The 20000-nt window shown below is 62.1% G+C and carries 2 protein-coding genes, 1 rRNA gene and 3 other annotated features (1 of these 6 running past the window's edge); of the genes, 2 read left to right on the top strand and 1 reads right to left on the bottom strand.

From position 1 onward, the window contains the following. Window positions 1–5179, bottom strand: partial view of a hypothetical protein gene (locus tag ACOERD_RS26980; RefSeq protein WP_419741057.1) — the 5' portion only. The gene continues 2132 nt to the left of window position 1, outside the view; 5179 of the gene's 7311 nt are visible here — the first part of the coding sequence; its start codon is at window positions 5177–5179; the stop codon falls past the left edge of the window. Window positions 5180–9365: 4186 nt separating this feature from the next. Here ACOERD_RS26980 and ACOERD_RS26975 point away from each other — a divergent pair. Both ACOERD_RS26975 and ACOERD_RS26970 read left to right on the top strand, forming a co-directional pair. Further along, window positions 9366–11695 (top strand): 16S ribosomal RNA (locus ACOERD_RS26975). A gap of 545 nt (window positions 11696–12240) precedes the next feature. Then, window positions 12241–12414 (top strand): hypothetical protein, encoded by a 174-nt coding sequence (locus ACOERD_RS26970; RefSeq protein WP_419737893.1) that lies wholly within the window; start codon window positions 12241–12243, stop codon window positions 12412–12414. 220 nt (window positions 12415–12634) lie between these two features. Further along, window positions 12635–17147, top strand: a sequence feature (mutual gap in cmsearch alignment for this rRNA model is longer than 100). Between the two features lie 767 nt (window positions 17148–17914). Further along, window positions 17915–18669 (top strand) — a sequence feature (23S ribosomal RNA rRNA prediction is too short). A gap of 28 nt (window positions 18670–18697) precedes the next feature. Beyond that, window positions 18698–18853: a sequence feature (23S ribosomal RNA rRNA prediction is too short), on the top strand. Window positions 18854–20000 lie beyond the last annotated feature (1147 nt).

Here is a 20000-nt window from a genome sequence, read left to right as displayed (position 1 = left end):
CGAATGCCGAAGTCGGAGACTTCGGAGAAAAGTCGGTGCAAAGGCCGGAGCCGAGGTCGAGGACCTCCGGCAAGGAGACGGCCGGACCTGGGGTCGAGGACCTCGGGCGAAGAGTTGGTGCGAAAACCGAAGTCGGAGACTTCGGAAAATAGTCGGTGCAAAGGCCGGAGCCGAGGTCGAGGACCTCCGGCAGAGAGACGGCCGGACCTGAGGTCGGGGACCTCGGGCGAAAAGTTGGTGCGAATGCCGAAGTCGGAGACTTCGGAGAAAAGTCGGTGCAAAGGCCGGAGCCGAGGTCGAGGACCTCCGGCAAGAGACGGCCGGACCTGGGGTCGAGGACCTCGGGCGAAGAGTTGGTGCGAATGCCGAAGTCGGAGACTTCGAAAAATAGTCGGTGCAAAGGCCGGAGCCGAGGTCGAGGACCTCCGGCAAGGAGACGGCCGGACCTGAGGTCGAGGACCTCGGGCGAAGAGTTGGTGCGAAAGCCGAAGTCGGAGACTTCGAAAAATAGTCGGTGCAAAGGCCGGGACCGAGGTCGGGGACCTCCGGCGAAGAAACGGCCGGACCTGGGGTCGAGGACCTCGGGCAAAGAGTTGGTGCGAATGCCGAAGTCGGAGACTTCGGAGAAAAGTCGGTGCAAAGGCCGGGGCGAGGTCGAGGACCTCCGGCAAGAGACGGCCGGACCTGGGGTCGAGGACCTCGGGCGAAAAGTTGGTGCGAATGCCGAAGTCGGAGACTTCGAAAAAAGTCGGCGCAAAGGCCGGGACCGAGGTCGGGGACCTCCGGCAAAGAAACGGCCGGACCTGGGGTCGAGGACCTCGGGCGAAGAGTTGGTGCGAAAGCCGAAGTCGGAGACTTCGAAAAATAGTCGGTGCAAAGGCCGGAGCCGAGGTCGAGGACCTCCGGCAAGGAGGCGGCCGGACCTGAGGTCGAGGACCTCGGGCGAAGAGTTGGTGCGAATGCCGAAGTCGGAGACTTCGGAGAAAAGTCGGTGCAAAGGCCGGAGCCGAGGTCGAGGACCTACGGCAGAGAGACGGCCGGACCTGAGGTCGGGGACCTCGGGCGAAGAGTTGGTGCGAATGCCGAAGTCGGAGACTTCGGAGAAAAGTCGGTGCAAAGGCCGGAGCCGAGGTCGAGGACCTCCGGCAAGGAGACGGCCGGACCTGGGGTCGAGGACCTCCGGCGAAGAGTTGGTGCTAAAACCGAAGTCGGAGACTTCGAAAAATAGTCGGTGCAAAGGCCGGAGCCGAGGTCGAGGACCTCCGGCAAAGAGACGGCCGGACCTGGGGTTGAGGACCTCCGGCGAAGAGCTGGTGCGAATTTCGAAAGAGAGACGGCGCAAAGGCCGGAGTCGGGGTCGAGGAACTCCGGCAAAGACGTGGCCGGACCTGAGGTCGAGGACCTCCGGCAAAGAGTTGGTGCGAATGCCGAAGTCGGAGACTTCGAAAAAGAGACGGCGCAAAGGCCGGAGTCGGTGTCGAGCACCTCCGGCAGAGAGACGGCCGTACCCGAGGTCGGGGACCTCGGGCGAAAAGTTGGTGCGAATGCCGAAGTCGGAAACTTCGAAAAAAAGTCGGTGCGAACGCCGGAGCTGAGGTCGTAAAGTTCGTATTCGCTTAGCAACGCTGGGCCTTTGCTTGCAAAAAACGCGGATTGCTAGTGCGCAAAACGGACTGGGTCCCAATGGCACTTGAGCAAATTTTCGATTAAAACGACGATCGAGAAAGAAAGGCAACGGATGCCGGCTTTCGGTTCTGACCAACAGGCAGACAGTTGTCGGCAAAAGTCGAAGTGACTCGAAGGCGATAAGCGGCCGTTGGTGTGGTTGGCTCGGCGCGAAAATCGGTCGGCCGTGCTCGGGGTGCGCGGCCCGAGACTTGGTGCGAAATTCAGACCCCCAGCGACCTCGGTTCGCCGTCGGCGGACGTGCGAAGTTCGGCCGGAATCGAGCGTCAAAAAGCCGGCGAAAAACGGCCGAAAAAAGTCGAAGTGTTTCGGAGGCGATGCGCGCGAGCTGCGGAGGTCGGCTCGGCGCGCGGAACGGTCGGCCGTGCTCGGGGTGCACGGCCCGAGGCTCGGTGCGAAATTCAGACCCCCAGCGACCTCGGTTCGCCGTCGGCGGACGTGCGAAGTTCGGCCGGAATCGAGCGTCGAAAAGCCGGCGAAAAACGGCCGAAAAAAGTCGAAGTGCTTCGGAGGCGATGCGCACCAGCTGCGAAAGTCGGCTCGGCGCGCGGAACGGTCGGCCGTGCTCGGGGTGCACGGCCCGAGGCTCGGTGCGAAATTCAGACCCCCAGCGACCTCGGTTCGCCGTCGGCGGACGTGCGAAGTTCGGCCGGAATCGGGCGTCGAAAAGCCGGCGAAGAACAACCGAAAAAAGTCGAAGTGCTTCGGAGGCGATGCGCACCAGAAGCGATGGTCGGCTCGGCGCGCGGAACGGTCGGCCGTGCTCGGGACGCACGGCCCGAAGCTCGGTGCGAAAATCAGACCCCCAGCGACCTCGGTTCGCCGTCGGCGGACGTGCGAAGTTCGGCCGGAATCGAGCGTCGAAAATCCGGCGAAAAACGTTCAAGAAAAGTCGAAGTGTTTCGGAGGCGATGCGCACCAGCTGCGGAGGTCGGCTCGGCGCGCGGAACGGTCGGCCGTGCTCGGGACGCACGGCCCGAGGCTCGGTGCGAAATTCAGACCCCCAGCGACCTCGGTTCGCCGTCGGCGGACGTGCGAAGTTCGGCCGGAATCGGGCGTCGAAAAGCCGGCGAAGAACAACCGAAAAAAGTCGAAGTGCTTCGGAGGCGATGCGCACCAGATGCGATGGTCGGCTCGGCGCGCGGAACGGTCGGCCGGGCTCGGGGTGCACGGCCCGAGGCTCGGTGCGAAATTCAGACCCCCACCGACCTCGGTTCGCCGTCGGCGGACGTGCGAAGTTCGACCGGAATCGAGCGTCGAAAAGCCGGCGAAAAACGGCCGAAAAAAGTCGAAGTGTTTCGGAGGCGATGCGCGCCAGCTGCGGAGGTCGGCTCGGCGCGCGGAACGGTCGGCCGTGCTCGGGACGCACGGCCCGAAGCTCGGTGCGAAAATCAGACCCCCAGCGACCTCGGTTCGCCGTCGGCGGACGTGCGAAGTTCGGCCGGAATCGAGCGTCGAAAATCCGGCGAAAAACGTTCAAGAAAAGTCGAAGTGCTCCGGAGGCGATGCGCACCAGCTGCGGAGGTCGGCTCGGCGCGCGGAACGGTCGGCCGTGCTCGGGGTGCACGGCCCGAGGCTCGGTGCGAAATTCAGACCCCCACCGACCTCGGTTCGTCGTCGGCGGACGTGCGAAGTTCGGCCGGAATCGAGCGTCGAAAATCCGGCGAAAAACGTTCAAGAAAAGTCGAAGTGCTCCGGAGGCGATGCGCACCAGCTGCGGAGGTCGGCTCGGCGCGCGGAACGGTCGGCCGTGCTCGGGGTGCACGGCCCGAGGCTCGGTGCGAAATTCAGACCCCCAGCGACCTCGGTTCGGCGTCGGCGGACGTGCGAAGTTCGGCCGGAATCGAGCGTCGAAAATCCGGCAAAAAACGTTCAAGAAAAGTCGAAGTGCTTCGGAGGCGATGCGCACCAGCTGCGGAGGTCGGCTCGGCGCGCGGAACGGTCGGCCGTGCTCGGGGTGCACGGCCCGAGGCTCGGTGCGAAATTCAGACCCCCAGCGACCTCGGTTCGCCGTCGGCGGACGTGCGAAGTTCGGCCGGAATCGAGCGTCGAAAATCCGGCGAAAAACGTTCAAGAAAAGTCGAAGTGTTTCGGAGGCGATGCGCACCAGCTGCGGAGGTCGGCTCGGCGCGCGGAACGGTCGGCCGTGCTCGGGGTGCACGGCCCGAGGCTCGGTGCGAAATTCAGACCCCCAGCGACCTCGGTTCGCCGTCGGCGGACGTGCGAAGTTCGGCCGGAATCGGGCGTCGAAAAGCCGGCGAAGAACAACCGAAAAAAGTCGAAGTGCTTCGGAGGCGATGCGCACCAGAAGCGATGGTCGGCTCGGCGCGCGGAACGGTCGGCCGGGCTCGGGGTGCACGGCCCGAGGCTCGGTGCGAAATTCAGACCCCCAGCGACCTCGGTTCGCCGTCGGCGGACGTGCGAAGTTCGGCCGGAATCGAGCGTCGAAATGCCGGCGAAAAACGTTCAAGATAAGTCGAAGTGTTTTGGCGGCGATGCGCACCAGATGCGATGGTCGGCTCGGCGCGCGGAACGGTCGGCCGTGCTCGGGGTGCGCGGCCCGAGGCTCGGTGCGAAATTCAGACCCCCAGCGACCTCGGTTCGCCGTCGGCGGACGTGCGAAGTTCGGCCGGAATCGAGCGTCGAAAAGCCGGCGAAAAACGGCCGAAAAAAGTCGAAGTGCTTCGGAGGCGATGCGCACCAGCTGCGGAGGTCGGCTCGGCGCGCGGAACGGTCGGCCGTGCTCGGGGTGCACGGCCCGAGGCTCGGTGCGAAATTCAGACCCCCAGCGACCTCGGTTCGCCGTCGGCGGACGTGCGAAGTTCGGCCGGAATCGAGCGTCGAAAATCCGGCGAAAAACGTTCAAGAAAAGTCGAAGTGTTTCGGAGGCGATGCGCACCAGCTGCGGAGGTCGGCTCGGCGCGCGGAACGGTCGGCCGTGCTCGGGGTGCACGGCCCGAGGCTCGGTGCGAAATTCAGACCCCCAGCGACCTCGGTTCGCCGTCGGCGGACGTGCGAAGTTCGGCCGGAATCGAGCGTCGAAAATCCGGCGAAAAACGTTCAAGAAAAGTCGAAGTGCTTCGGAGGCGATGCGCACCAGCTGCGGAGGTCGGCTCGGCGCGCGGAACGGTCGGCCGTGCTCGGGACGCACGGCCCGAGGCTCGGTGCGAAATTCAGACCCCCAGCGACCTCGGTTCGCCGTCGGCGGACGTGCGAAGTTCGGCCGGAATCGAGCGTCGAAAAGCCGGCGAAAAACGTTCAAGAAAAGTCGAAGTGCTTCGGAGGCGATGCGCACCAGATGCGATGGTCGGCTCGGCGCGCGGAACGGTCGGCCGTGCTCGGGGTGCACGGCCCGAGGCTCGGTGCGAAATTCAGACCCCCAGCGACCTCGGTTCGCCGTCGGCGGACGTGCGAAGTTCGGCCGGAATCGAGCGTCGAAAATCCGGCGAAAAACGGCCGAAAAAAGTCGAAGTGTTTCGGAGGCGATGCGCACCAGCTGCGGAGGTCGGCTCGGCGCGCGGAACGGTCGGCCGTGCTCGGGACGCACGGCCCGAGGCTCGGTGCGAAATTCAGACCCCCAGCGACCTCGGTTCGCCGTCGGCGGACGTGCGAAGTTCGGCCGGAATCGAGCGTCGAAAATCCGGCGAAAAACGTTCAAGAAAAGTCGAAGTGCTCCGGAGGCGATGCGCACCAGCTGCGGAGGTCGGCTCGGCGCGCGGAACGGTCGGCCGTGCTCGGGGTGCACGGCCCGAGGCTCGGTGCGAAATTCAGACCCCCACCGACCTCGGTTCGTCGTCGGCGGACGTGCGAAGTTCGGCCGGAATCGAGCGTCGAAAATCCGGCGAAAAACGTTCAAGAAAAGTCGAAGTGCTCCGGAGGCGATGCGCACCAGCTGCGGAGGTCGGCTCGGCGCGCGGAACGGTCGGCCGTGCTCGGGGTGCACGGCCCGAGGCTCGGTGCGAAATTCAGACCCCCAGCGACCTCGGTTCGGCGTCGGCGGACGTGCGAAGTTCGGCCGGAATCGAGCGTCGAAAATCCGGCAAAAAACGTTCAAGAAAAGTCGAAGTGCTTCGGAGGCGATGCGCACCAGCTGCGGAGGTCGGCTCGGCGCGCGGAACGGTCGGCCGTGCTCGGGGTGCACGGCCCGAGGCTCGGTGCGAAATTCAGACCCCCAGCGACCTCGGTTCGCCGTCGGCGGACGTGCGAAGTTCGGCCGGAATCGAGCGTCGAAAATCCGGCGAAAAACGTTCAAGAAAAGTCGAAGTGTTTCGGAGGCGATGCGCACCAGCTGCGGAGGTCGGCTCGGCGCGCGGAACGGTCGGCCGTGCTCGGGGTGCACGGCCCGAGGCTCGGTGCGAAATTCAGACCCCCAGCGACCTCGGTTCGCCGTCGGCGGACGTGCGAAGTTCGGCCGGAATCGGGCGTCGAAAAGCCGGCGAAGAACAACCGAAAAAAGTCGAAGTGCTTCGGAGGCGATGCGCACCAGAAGCGATGGTCGGCTCGGCGCGCGGAACGGTCGGCCGGGCTCGGGGTGCACGGCCCGAGGCTCGGTGCGAAATTCAGACCCCCAGCGACCTCGGTTCGCCGTCGGCGGACGTGCGAAGTTCGGCCGGAATCGAGCGTCGAAATGCCGGCGAAAAACGTTCAAGATAAGTCGAAGTGTTTTGGCGGCGATGCGCACCAGATGCGATGGTCGGCTCGGCGCGCGGAACGGTCGGCCGTGCTCGGGGTGCGCGGCCCGAGGCTCGGTGCGAAATTCAGACCCCCAGCGACCTCGGTTCGCCGTCGGCGGACGTGCGAAGTTCGGCCGGAATCGAGCGTCGAAAAGCCGGCGAAAAACAACCGAAAAAAGTCGAAGTGTTTCGGAGGCGATGCGCACCAGCTGCGGAGTTCGGCTCGGCGCGCGGATCGGTCGGCCGTGCTCGGGGTGCACGGCCCGAGGCTCGGTGCGAAATTCAGACCCCCAGCGACCTCGGTTCGGCGTCGGCGGACGTGCGAAGTTCGGCCGGAATCGAGCGTCGAAAAGCCGGCGAAAAACAACCGAAAAAAGTCGAAGTGTTTCGGAGGCGATGCGCACCAGCTGCGGAGTTCGGCTCGGCGCGCGGATCGGTCGGCCGTGCTCGGGGTGCACGGCCCGAGGCTCGGTGCGAATTTCAGACCCCCAGCGACCTCGGTTCGCCGTCGGCGGACGTGCGAAGTTCGGCCGGAATCGAGCGTCGAAAAGCCGGCGAAAAACGTTCAAGATAAGTCGAAGTGTTTTGGCGGCGATGCGCACCGGATGCGGAGGTCGGCTCGGCGCGCGGAACGGTCGGCCGTGCTCGGGGTGCACGGCCCGAGGCTCGGTGCGAAAATCAGACCCCCAGCGACCTCGGTTCGCCGTCGGCGGACGTGCGAAGTTCGGCCGGAATCGAGCGTCGAAAAGCCGGCGAAAAACAACCGAAAAAAGTCGAAGTGTTTAGAAAGAAAAAGTCAAAGTCCAAAGTCCGAACAGGATCGAGAAAAGTTCAACCGGGTTTTGAGCTTCGGATCCCGGCGGGCATAGGCCGGCAAGAGTCGAAGTAACTCGAAGGCGATAAGAGGCCGTTGCTGAGGTCGGCTGGTTGCAAAAAGCGATCGGCCGTGTTCGAGATGCACCGTCCGACGCAGCCGGCAACAGGAGCGCGGCAGCGTCGTTTCGCTTTTGCCGACAATAGGCCGGGGCTTTGCCAGTTATCAACCAGGCATAATTTTTTTCGCCCTGTTTTTCCCCTAAAGTGTTCACTTACTCGCATTCCGACTCCGTACACATATATAGGGGGGCCCCTAAAAAGTTGACGTGCAAATGCGATAGGGGAATCGCAGCCGGGCCGAATCAGAAGTGCATGCGGCGGTCTGACCAACCGACCGGCATCTCAAGCACATCTTTCAACTGTGTGGGTCGGACGACTTGGTGCACCGTCCGACATCGATAGATTCGGCAGTCGACCGGCGGCTTCGGCGACGCGCGTCGCAATGCCAACTTACGAGCATCGCAGTCCAACGAGAGATCGTCAGAACGGAGTGGCGACCCGTTCGAACGGCGATCACGAAGGCGGGGTGGCGACCCGTCGTATGTCGTGCTACCGGCGGATTGGCCGACCGTCCGGCGCCCGAGCGTGGCGATGCGATCTGTCTGGTGCGCATCGCGAAACGGGTTGGCCACCCGTACGACGGCAGTGCAATACGACAAAAGATCGTACGAACGTCAACGGATTGGCTCGAGAATCGCACGGACGGATTGGCGACCCGTCGTATGTCGTGCCACCGGCGGATTGGCAGACCGTCCGGCGCCAGAGCGTGGCGATGCGACCTGATGCGCACCGCAAAGCAATGAATGTGATCCTTCGGAAGGCAGGTGCAGACGACGGCAGATCGGCAATGCGGCAAACGGTACGGCGTGCGCACCGGGCTCTGGGGAGAGTTGTCCGTGCGCGTACGGCAATCCGACCGCGATCGCCGATCGATTTTTCAATGTGACGAGAGCCGGCCGGCATTCGACGGCGACGTGCGGCTCACGAGAAAAGGTTCGTTGGCTTCGAGCCAGGATCGAAAAAACGGACGGTTTTCAACCGGACAAGGCGTCGAGAAGCGAGGCAAAAACAGGCAATAGCAGCCGGACAGCGTTCGAACGAACGAACGAACGAGCTAGCGAGCGACCGGGCGACGAGGCAAATGCCGGCCCAAAAGGAGACGACCGTGTGCGGCGGATGGCCGTGCGACGCACGGCGGATCGGATTGCGAAAAGCTCGCGAGAAGGATAATGTGTAACGAACAGAGCGAGCGGCCGGACGAACGCCGGCCCGAAACGTGACGACCGAGTGAGGCGGATGGCCGTGCGACGCACGGCGGATCGGATTGCGAAAAGCTCGCGAGAAGGATAATGTGTAACGAACAGAGCGAGCGGCCGGACGAACGCCGGCTCGAAACGTGACGACCGAGTGAGGCGGATGGCCGTGCGACCCACGGCGGATCGGATTGCGAAAAGCTCGCGAGAAGGATAATGTGTAACGAACAGAGCGAGCGGCCGGACGAACGCCGGCCCGAAACGTGACGACCGAGTGAGGCGGATGGCCGTGCGACGCACGGCGGATCGGATTGCGAAAAGCTCGCGAGAAGGATAATGTGTAACGAACAGAGCGAGCGGCCGGACGAACGCCGGCTCGAAACGTGACGACCGAGTGAGGCGGATGGCCGTGCGACGCACGGCGGATCGGATTGCGAAAAGCTCGCGAGAAGGATAATGTGTAACGAACAGAGCGAGCGGCCGGAAAAGAGACCAATGTGAGCGGCGGATGGCCGATCGGATTGCGAAAGCCCACACAAGGATGTTGCATCGAGCGGCCGGACGAACGCCGGCCGGAAAAGAGACTTATGTGAGCGGCGGATGGCCGATCAGATTGCGAAACCCCAAGCAAGGATGTCGCATCGAGCGGCCGGACGAACGAACGCCGGGAGAAAATCGAGATACAAGCTGGTTCGAACAACAGCTCGCAGGCGGCCCGTCGCCAGTCGTCCGAGCAGCGGAAAAACGAGCGCGCGCGCAGGCGCGGCACCGAAGGCGAGCGCCCGGCTCTTGGAGGGGGAAGAGTCCGCGGCGTAAGGTCTCGGCGGCGAGCGAATCGCCGCGAGAACGGAGCAGCGAAAAAGCCCGAAAACGAGGCTAATTTACCTGGTTGATCCTGCCAGGAGTATATGCTCGTCTCAAAGACTAAGCCATGCAAGTGCAAGTACGAGTCGCGCGCTTCGACGCGACGACACTGCGAAAGGCTCATTAAATCAGTCGTGGTCTACGTGGTCGTGCGGCGACGAGAGTCGTCAAAGGTGGATAACCGTGGAAAAGCTAGAGCTAATACATGCAAGCGAGCGCCGACTTCGGGAGGCGTGCATTTATCAGACCGCACGTCGGCCGGGCGTCGGCGTCCCCGGGCTTCGCGGCCCGGTGCGTCGGCCGGCGTCCGTCGATCGTGGTGACTCTGGATAACTTTTCGTGCTGATCGCCGGTCCGTTGGAGATCGGGCGACGAACCACTCGAGCGTCTGACCTATCAACTGTTGTCGGTAAGGTCTCGGCCTACCGAGGTTCTCACGGGTGACGGGGAATCAGGGTTCGATTCCGGAGAGGGAGCCTGAGAAACGGCTGCCACTTCCAAGGAAGGCAGCAGGCGCGCAAATTACCCATTTCAGACTCTGAGAGGTAGTGACGAGAAATACCGATGCCGGGCCTCGACGGGCGCCGACAATCGAAATGAGCGCAGCTCAAAACACTGAAGTCGTTCCGTTCAACGGTCGGGCGTCGAGAGGCGTTCGGCCGCTTGGGCGCGTGTCGTGCGAGTATCGATCGGAGGGCAAGTCTGGTGCCAGCAGCCGCGGTAATTCCAGCTCCGAAAGCGTATGCTCATGTTGTTGCGGTTGAAAAGCTCGTAGTTGGAATTAAGCTTTTCGCCGCTCGCGCGCCGGCCGAAAGGCCGCGCGTCGCGAACGAAACGAAAGACGGTGCGCTCGGCGGGCGCGTTCCGAGAGGGCGCGTTCGCGCGAGCCCGAGCGCGGACGGCCGGCGTGGCTCCCATCTCGATGGAAGTTGCACGTCGAGAGTCGTTCGCAGGTTGCCCTGAAGAAATTGAAGCGATCAGGGCAGGTCGACGATAAGCAAAGACTCGGGCCGCGAGGTTCGAAGTCGACCGAGAACAGTCGTGCATGGTACAACGGAAGACGGCCGCGGCTCCGCCGCCGGCGTCGAGATATGTGCGCGTGGCAATGATCAAGAGGGACGGACGGGGGCATTCGTACTGTGCCGGGAGGGGTGAAATCCGTGGATCGGCGCAAGACGAACAGAAGCGAAGGCGTCTGCCAAGGACGTTTTCCTTAATCAAGAGCGAAAGTCGGAGGTTCGAAGACGATCAGATACCGTCGTAGTTCCGACCGTAAACGATGCCGACCGCATGGTCGCCCACGTATTCAAAGATCTCGTCCGGTCGCGCGCTGCACGCCGGCGCTCGCGCGTCTCCCGTCGCGGAGGCGGTCTTGCGAGTCCGCGCGTCGCACGCCGGCCGAGGGATCGGGCATGTCGGGGTGGCCGTGCCGGGAGGGAAACCGGAGTCTTCGGGTTCCGGGGGAAGTATGGTTGCAAAGCTGAAACTTGAAGGAATTGACGGAAGGGCACCACCAGGAGTGGAGCCTGCGGCTTAATTTGACTCAACGCGGGGAAACTCACCCGGCCCGGACGTTACGAGGATTGACAGATTGAAAGCTCTTTCTCGATTTAGCGGATGGTGGTGCATGGCCGTTCTTAGTTCGTGGAACGATTCGTCTGGTTGATTCCGATAACGAACGAGACTCGAATTTACTCATGTATGCGAGCCCGATGCTGCGCGACTCGCGGGTCTTGCGGCGGCTCCTTCGCGGGGGTCGTCAGCGCCGCGCGTCGCCAGACTGCGATCGGGTCGCGTCCGGCCGCACGGACTCCGTGCGCGGACGCTAAAGTATTCTCAGAAGGACCGGCGGCGGTTAAGCCGCACGAGATCGAGCGATAACAGGTCTGTGATGCCCTTCGATGTTCGGGGCCGCACGCGTGCTACAATGGTCGGAGCAGCAAGAGGACCGGAACGACGCAGCGCCGTCGGTCTCGTGCGCGGGCGCGTTCGCGCGCGTCCGTCGCGAGATGGTCCGCGGGCCGAGAGGCTCGTGAAACCAAACGAAACCCGATCGTAGTCGGGACAGAGGCTTGAAAGTATTTCTCTCGAACCAGGAATTCCCAGTAGGCGCGAGTCATCATCTCGCGCCGACTGCGTCCCTGCCCTTTGTACACACCGCCCGTCGCTACTACCGATCGAGCGTTCTAGCGAGGTCGTCCGATCGATCGACCGCCGCACTTCCGCGGGCGCGAGCCCGCGGGTCGGCGCCGGCCGAAAAGGCGATCGAACTCGAGCGCTTAGAGGAAGTAAAAGTCGTAACAAGGTTTCCGTAGGTGAACCTGCGGAAGGATCATTACCGAGATACCGAGGTGCTGCTGCGCTCGAGGCGAGCGAGCCAAAAAGAACGAACGAGACTCACACGCGCGAAAGGCGGGGCTCGGGGCGAGCACGCTGCGCGACGATCGAAAAGAACACTGCGAACGAGACTCGAAAAGAAAGTCCCCGCGCAGAGAGATGGCTGCGCGCGCGACCGCCGTGTCGCAGGGGACGGACGGACGGACGGACGGACGGAAGGCGAATCGAGAGCGCGCGGGGCTCGGGGCGAGCACGCGGCGCGGCGATCGAAAGGAACACTGCGAACGAAAGAAGCTCGTCGGCGAATTGACGGACGGTGCGCGGCGGCCGACGAGCTCGGAAAAGCGGCGAGAGTCGCAAAGAGAACGCCGTTCACCTCGAAGTCGGATTGTTCACGCGCGATGCTCGCCGAAGATACGATCGATGCAGCAGGCGGCGGCGGACGGCGAGATCATCGAGATCGAAAAGAATGCTGCTAACACCCGAAAGATGGTTGCTCACGGAGCTCGTCGGCGAATTGACGGACGGTTCGCGGCGGTCGACGAGCTCCAATGAAGCGGCGCAAGTCGCAAAAAGAACGTCGCTTACCGAAAACAGGATTGATTGTTCACACGCGATGCTCGCCGAAGATTCGATCAATGCAGCAGGCGGCAGACGGCGAGATCATCGAGAAGCGAGTGTGGCACGGCGTTCCTGACGCCGAGTCGCCGAAAGAATGCTGCTAACATCCGAAAGATGGTGGAACAGAATCCCCGCGCAGCGGGCGGCACGACGCCTTCGGTGGCGTCGAGTCGACCCCGAAGAAAAAGCCGGGTAACGTCAAAAAAAGCTGCGCACGACCGCCATGTCGTTGGGGAAAGGACCGCGGGGCTCGGGGCGAGCACGCGGTCGGTCGAAACACGAAAAGTAGCAAACACTCGAAAGACGGCAGAACCGAAAAGAAAAGACTCGATCACTTCTGACGGTGGACCACTCGGCTCGCGGGTCGATGAAGGACGCAGCAAGCTGCGAGAAGTGGTGTGATTTGCAAAGTACATTGATCGTCGACAATCTGAACGTGCATTACGGCTTCGCCTTACGATAATCACGGGGCCTCGTCCGCCTCAGGGTCTCTACAGAATCGTGAAGTAACAAAATGCCGGCGGTCGCCGTGGTGCAGCGCACCGATCCGAGCATGCGAGATGCGGCAGAGCACGGAAGCGCGACGTGTTTTAAGCGATCGGGCTCGAGATTATATACATGAAACCGTGCGAGAGAGCGAGCGGCGACAGCGATGGTAAACAGGAAACGAAATGTGCCGACTCGACTCGAAGAGGGAACAACTGAGCTGAAATCTGCCTGCCGAAAAACGAGACCTGAGGTCGGGCGGGACTACCCGCCGAATTTAAGCATATTACTAAGCGGTGGAAAAAGAAACCAACTGGGGTTTTCTCAGTAACGGCGAGTGAAGCGAAACGACGATCGTGGAAAAGCGAACAGAGCCTAGCGCCGAATCCGGCCGACCGAGAGGACGGCCGTCGACATGTGGCGCAAGGACCGGCGGCAGTCGAAGTAGGCCGAGAGGCGAGCGCGCGCAACTCTCCCCGATCGGATCCGGCCCAGCGAGGGTGTCGGGCCCGCATCGCGCGCGAGCCGCGAGGTCGAAACGGCGCGTCGGTTCGAGAGTCGGGTCGTTTGAGAACGCAGCCCGAAGCCGGGTGGTTCGCCCCATCCGAGGCTCGACACCGACCGCGAGACCGACAGCGAACAAGTACCGCGAGGGAAAGTTGAAAAGGACTCTGAAGAGAGAGTCAAAGAGAACGCGAAACCGTCCGAAGGAAAAGAAACCGCGAGGGCGAGCCGGCGTTCGGCCCGGTCGCTCGGCCGCGAAGCTTTGTGTTTTGCGGCCGTCGTTGACCGTCGCCGAAGAAGGCCGCGACCGGCTCGAGGTGCTCGGGACCGAAGTCGCTCCGTCACGAAACCGTCTGTCGCCTTCGCGCGGCGTTCGGCGACGCGAGCTTCCGAAGTCTCGCTCGGGTCTGGGAGAGAGGATCGGCGTCTCTGAACGACGCTCAGTCCGCGGCTCATTCGGCTGCGGCCCTGGCGACCCGTCTTGAAACACGGACCGAGGAGTCTAACGCATGCGCAAGCAAAGAGAAACGAACGAACGAAAAGCCTCGATGCGAAGCGAAGGCGAGCAAACGAGAAGCCGCTGGCCGGCCGACGTCGGCAGCGGGCCGGATCGAAAGTGGGGTCGCGTACCGCGTCTCTTCGGAGGCGCGACAAAGCGCGGCTCTAACCGAAGTGCATTTGCAAGGACCCGAAAGATGGTGAACTACGCTCGGGCAGGCCGAAGCCGGACGAAAGTCCGGTGGAAGGCCGCCGCGATTCTGACGTGCAAATCGATCGTCCGACCTAAGCGTAGGGGCGAAAGACCAATCGAACCTTCTAATAGCTGGTTCCCGCCGAAGTTTCCCTCAGGATAGCCGGCAAGGGAACGCGAAATCGTGTCTGGTAAAGCGAACGATTAGAGGTTGAGCTCAGTTGCTCGGAAAACGTAGCAGAAGCCAATCGATCGGGGACGAAAAGTCCTCGACCTATTCTCGAACTTTCAATTGGCAAGCGACGGGAAGGCGCGCAAAAAGCAGAAGCGTTGCGCAATTCGTGAACGGCCGAGCGCCTTCGCGAAGCCGGAAAAAGGCCGCCGGCGGACGACGATTTCTTTTGCCGAGTGGGCCACTCTTGGTAAGCAGGACTGGCGATGCGGGATGAACCGAACGCGGAGACAAGGCGCCCGACGCGACGCTCATCAGAGCCCACAAAAGGTGTCGATCGATAGAGACAGCAGGTCGGTGGCCATGGAAGTCGGCAACCGCTAAGGAATGTGTAACGACTCACCTGCCGAATCGATCGGCCCTGAAAATGGATGGCGCTGGAGCGTCGGGCCCGTGCTCCGTCGAACGCGTGCACGACGAGACACGACAGCGAACGTGCGACGCACGCCCGTTCGAGTAGGCGGGCGCGCCGATCGCGTCGAAGGCCGGGGCGCGAGCTCGGCCGGAGCGGTCGGCGGTGCAGATCTTGGTGGTAGTAGCAAACATTCAAGCGAAACCCTCGAAGGCCGAAGTGGAGAAGGGTTCCACGCGAACGTCGATCGATCGTGGTGTAGCCGCGCCTGAGGGTGGCGGCGAGGTGCCGCGACACAGCGGGGACGGCGAGCGCGACTCGGTGCGCGCGCGCGCGTCCCTGGCCGACCGAAAGGGAATCGGGCATCGATTCCCGAGCCTCGACACGGAGATTTGCCTTCGGGCCGTTCGCGCGGTCCGGGGCCTGGCGGCGACGCAAACACCCCCGGAGACGATGACTCAGGAGCCCGGGAAGAGCTCTCTTTTCTTGGTAAGGTCGCCAGAAGTACGTCGACCGCGGAATCGCGTCGAGCGGAGAAGCGGTGGGCGGCGCGGCCGAAAAGCGACGTCCGTGCTGGGCGTCGTCCGGTGCCTCCGAGCCGTCCCGTGAAAATCCGGGCAAGTGCAGTTGAATCTCGTGCGAGCGCGTACCGATCGACCGCAGCAGGTCTCCGAGGCGAGTAGCCTCTGGCCGATAACGAACAATGCAGACAAGGGAAGTCGGCAAAATCGATCCGTAACTTCGGAAAAAGGATTGGCTCTCGAGATACGCACTGATCGAGCCTGACTTTCGGCTCGTGCGCCCGGACGCCGAAGGCGAGATCGCGAGCGCACTGTCGTTCGAACGTCCCTTCGCGGGGACCGAGGCGGTTTTGCGCGAGCGGCGAGCGGACGGCGAAAGCGGCAAGCGAGCGCGAGGGAAGATCGGCGGTGCATCGTGCAACAAGTATCGATCAAGAACTGAAAACGGACAAGGGGAATCCGACTGTTTAATTAAAACAGAGCAATGCGACGGCCGTCGGCCGGTGTTGACGCAACGTGATTTCTGCCCAGTGCTCTGAATGTCAAAGTGAAGAAGTTCGAACAAGCGCGGGTAAACGGCGGGAGTAACTATGACTCTCTTAAGGTAGCCAAATGCCTCGTCATCTGATTAGTGACGTGCATGAATGAGATGAACTCAGAGAATGGATGAACGAGATTCCCACTGTCCCTGGCTGCTCTCTAGCGAACCCACAGCCAAGGGAACGGGCTTGGGCGGATCGGCGGGGAAAGAAGACCCTGTTGAATTTGACTCTAGTCACGCGAGACTGTGAAGGTGCGACGGAGGTAAAGAGTAAGTGGGAGACGTCAGTCTGCAGTGCTGCCGAACACCACTACTCCGATCGCACCTCTCTGCTAACGTCGAAGGCAAACGAACGTACGATGAAAGCGCGCAAGCGGGCCGCGCGGTCGCGTCTCCCTGGCGGGGCGCGGCCGGTCGAGCGGCTCGTCTCCGACGCGACGGACACTCCCGGAACGGGAGTTTGACTGGGGCGGTACATCTGTCAAAGAATAACGCAAGGCATCCCAAGTCGGGCTCATCGCGAACGGAAATCTCGTGCAGAACATAAGGGCAAAAGCCCGGTCGATCGAAATCTTCAGTGCAAATAACGACTGCGAAAGCACGGCCTAACGATCCTTTCGTGCTGGAAAGTTTATGAAGCCCCGTTTGCCGAAAGCGCTCGCGCGTGTCTCTTCGCCGGGCCACAAAGCGGTTGACAGCTGGGCGGACACCTCGGGGCTCATCGTCGGGCGCAACGGCGAGAGGTGTTCGAAAAACTACCGTGGGGATAACTGGCTTGTGGCAGCCAAGCGTCCGAAGCGACGTTGCTTTTTGATCCTTCGATGTCGGCTCTTCCTATCATTGCGAAGCAGAATTCGCCAAGCGTCGGATTGTTACTAACAGACGAGTTGGACCTCGTGGATACAGGGCGGAACGCCTAGTTTCGACCTTCGCCGATGACTTGGTGGCAAGTGAATCCACCGGAATTGAGTGTCTTCGAAGCCGAGACATTTATGTCTCAACGCTCCTATTCAGTGGGGCTCAAAAAAGTGGGGTCGAAAAAGCAGCTTCGTATAGTGACGGGTCTCAGAGTGGGTGATATCGATCTTCCCACAGTGGGGCCAGATGGCTCCACAAGCTCGGCATCCAGTTTGGGGCCGGGGGAATTGGAAAGGTCCTTGCGGAGCAAGGCAAATGCGACACGACTCGCCTGATGGGATCGGCTTTGAAGCCGAAGCAGAAAATCGAATTTATTCGCTTTCATATTGCCAAGGTGGAGATACCGATTAGCCTTGGGACGAGTTTCGATTGAAACGTGCCAGAAATTAGACCGTCATGTGAGGAGGATGGTGACGGCCAATGCTGTTCAGTACGAGAGGAACCACAGCCTCAAACGTTTGGTACGCGTGCGATCGGTCGACGAGGCCGATGGCGCGAAGCTACCGTCTGTCGGATTACGGCTGAACGCCTCTAAGTCGGAATCCGAACCGAAAAAGTGCTGATCCTCGACCTCGCGGAATGTACGAGTCGCCATTGTCCCCATGTGGACGGGGCGACAGATAGCCGGCGTCCTGCGGACGTCGGTGCTCGAACCCGGACTCACGTCCGAGCTCGGTGCCGGTCGTGCGGCCCGCGACGGCCGTCGGCCATCAGAGCGAGCGGCCGGACAGCTCGATTCTCGAATCGGGTGGACCTGGAATATCGACGAGACCAAGCAAGATCGGCCGCCAGACGAGCGGCGATCGAGGCCGGGGTCTCGGTTCATCGCCTGAGCTGAGAAGGAAAAGTCGGAATAAGACCTAGCATGGCGGGGTCGATCGCGAAGCGTCAGAGAGCCCCGAAGGTCTCACACGTCGCGATCGCGCCAGTCTCGAGCGCGCACTTCGCACGGTTTCGGCAGCGGCGGAGCGCCGCGACGCAGAGGCGATCAAAAAAAAGCCGCCGCTGCCACGGACTTCGCGAAGTCCCGCGATGAATCCGGAACTGAAGGTTGCACTCGGTGTGCTCCTTCTCCTAAGGAGTCGTTGAAGCACGAGCGTTGGAAGGACTGAGACAAGTGATCGATCCGGTCGAGCTGTCGTCGGCTGATGGGTACGGGACCCAGGGAGTCAGACTCCGCCGGAACATCACCAACGGTTGGTCAATGAAGACGGTGAGACCATTAAATAGCCAAATGCCTCGTCATCTGATTAGTGACGTGCATGAATGGATGAACGAGATTCCCACTGTCCCTGGCTGCTCTCTAGCGAACCCACAGCCAAGGGAACGGGCTTGGGCGGATCGGCGGGGAAAGAAGACCCTGTTGAATTTGACTCTAGTCACGCGAGACTGTGAAGGTGCGACGGAGGTAAAGAGTAAGTGGGAGACGTCAGTCGCAGTGCAACACCACTACTCCGATCGCACCTCTCTGCTAACGTCGAAGGCAAACGAACGTACGATGAAAGCGCGCAAGCGGGCCGCGCGGTCGCGTCTCCCTGGCGGGGCGCGGCCGGTCGAGCGGCTCGTCTCCGACGCGACGGACACTCCCGGAACGGGAGTTTGACTGGGGCGGTACATCTGTCAAAGAATAACGCAGGCATCCCAAGTCGGGCTCATCGCGAACGGAAATCTCGTGCAGAACATAAGGGCAAAAGCCCGGTCGATCGAAATCTTCAGTGCAAATAACGACTGCGAAAGCACGGCCTAACGATCCTTTCGTGCTGGAAAGTTTATGAAGCCCCGTTTGCCGGCTCGCGCGTGTCTCTTCGCCGGGCCACAAAGCGGCGGGGCTCATCGTCGGGCGCAACGGCGAGAGGTGTTCGAAAAACTACCGTGGGGATAACTGGCTTGTGGCAGCCAAGCGTCCGAAGCGACGTTGCTTTTTGATCCTTCGATGTCGGCTCTTCCTATCATTGCGAAGCAGAATTCGCCAAGCGTCGGATTGTTCACCCGCTAACAGGGAACGTGAGCTGGGTTTAGACCGTCGTGAGACAGGTTAGTTTTACCCTACCGATTCAATCGGCAAAGACCACACTGGTGCTAACGAAGCGCGAAGTCGCTGCGGCGCGCGGGTCTCGGCTCGCGCGTCGGCAACTCCGTCGAGGATGGTGACGGCAATGCTGTTCAGTACGAGAGGAACCACAGCCTCAAACGTTTGGTACGCGTGCTCGGTCGACGGGCCGATGGCGCGAAGCTACCGTCTGTCGGATTACGGCTGAACGCCTCTAAGTCGGAATCCGAACCGAAAAAGTGCGATCCTCGACCTCGCGGAATGTCGGTCGCTTGTCCCCGACGGGGCGACAGATAGCCGGCGTCCTGCGGACGTCGGTGCTCGAACCACTCGCGTCCGGCTCGGTGCCGGTCGGCGGCCCGCGACGGCCGTCGGCCATCAGGCGAGCGGCCGGACAGCTCGATTCTCGAATCGTGGACTGAATATCGACAGACAAGAAGATCGCCGCCAGACGAGCGGCGAGGAGGCCGGGGTCTCGTTCTCGCCTGAGCGGCATGGCGATCGCGAAGCGTTGAGAGAGCCCCGAAGGTCTCACAGACGGTGCGAAGGCGGGAGCCGAGGTCGGAGACTTCGGGCAGAGAGACGGTGCGAAGGCGGGAGCCGAGGTCGGAGACTTCGGTCGAAAGAGCCGGTGCAAAGGTCGGAGATCTCGGGCAAAGAGACGGTGCGAAGGCCGGGAGCCGAGGTCGGAGAGACTTCGGGCAGAGAGACGGTGCGAAGGCCGGAGCCGAGGTCGGAGAGACTTCGGGCAGAGAGACGGTGCGAAGGCCGGAGCCGAGGTCGGAGACTTCGGTCGAAAGACGGTGCAAAGGTCGGAGCCGAGGTCGGAGATCTCGGGCAAAGAGACGGTGCGAAGGCGGGAGCCGAGGTCGGAGAGACTTCGGGCAGAGAGACGGTGCGAAGGCCGGAGCCGAGGTCGGAGAGACTTCGGGCAGAGAGACGGTGCGAAGGCCGGAGCCGAGGTCGGAGAGACTTCGGGCAGAGAGACGGTGCGAAGGCCGGAGTCGAGGTCGGAGACTTCGGTCGAAAGACGGTGCAAAGGTCGGAGCCGAGGTCGGAGATCTCGGTCAGAGAGAAAAGGAAAAGGAAAAGGCAAAGGCAAAGGCAAAGGCCGGAGCCGAGGTCGGAAGCTTCGGCGAGAAAGAAGGCGAAAGCCGGGGTCGGAGACTTCGGGCAAACAGAGACAGTGCGAACGGCAAGAGCCGAAGTAGAAAACGGAGCAAAGGCCGGAGCCGACGAGCGAGGTGACTTCGGGCAGACGAAAGGCAAGAGCCGGAGTTGCGATCGACATCGAAGTGCGACGCTGGGCCGCGACCTGCGTCGTCGCAATTTGCTCGCACGAAAAACGAAGTGGGTCCCAATGGACCTCGAGGCGATTTTCGGTCGCAACAGACG

Source organism: Ruegeria sp., from assembly GCF_965199275.1.
GTDB lineage: Bacteria > Pseudomonadota > Alphaproteobacteria > Rhodobacterales > Rhodobacteraceae > Ruegeria.
Note: the sequence above shows the minus strand (reverse complement) of the source record. Positions and strands in the feature narration are given on the sequence as shown.

Coding starts and splice junctions, on each gene's coding strand:
- ACOERD_RS26970 (WP_419737893.1), top strand. CDS start 12,241: ATGAAGCGGCGCAAGTCGCAAAAAGAACGTCGCTTACCGAAAACAGGA.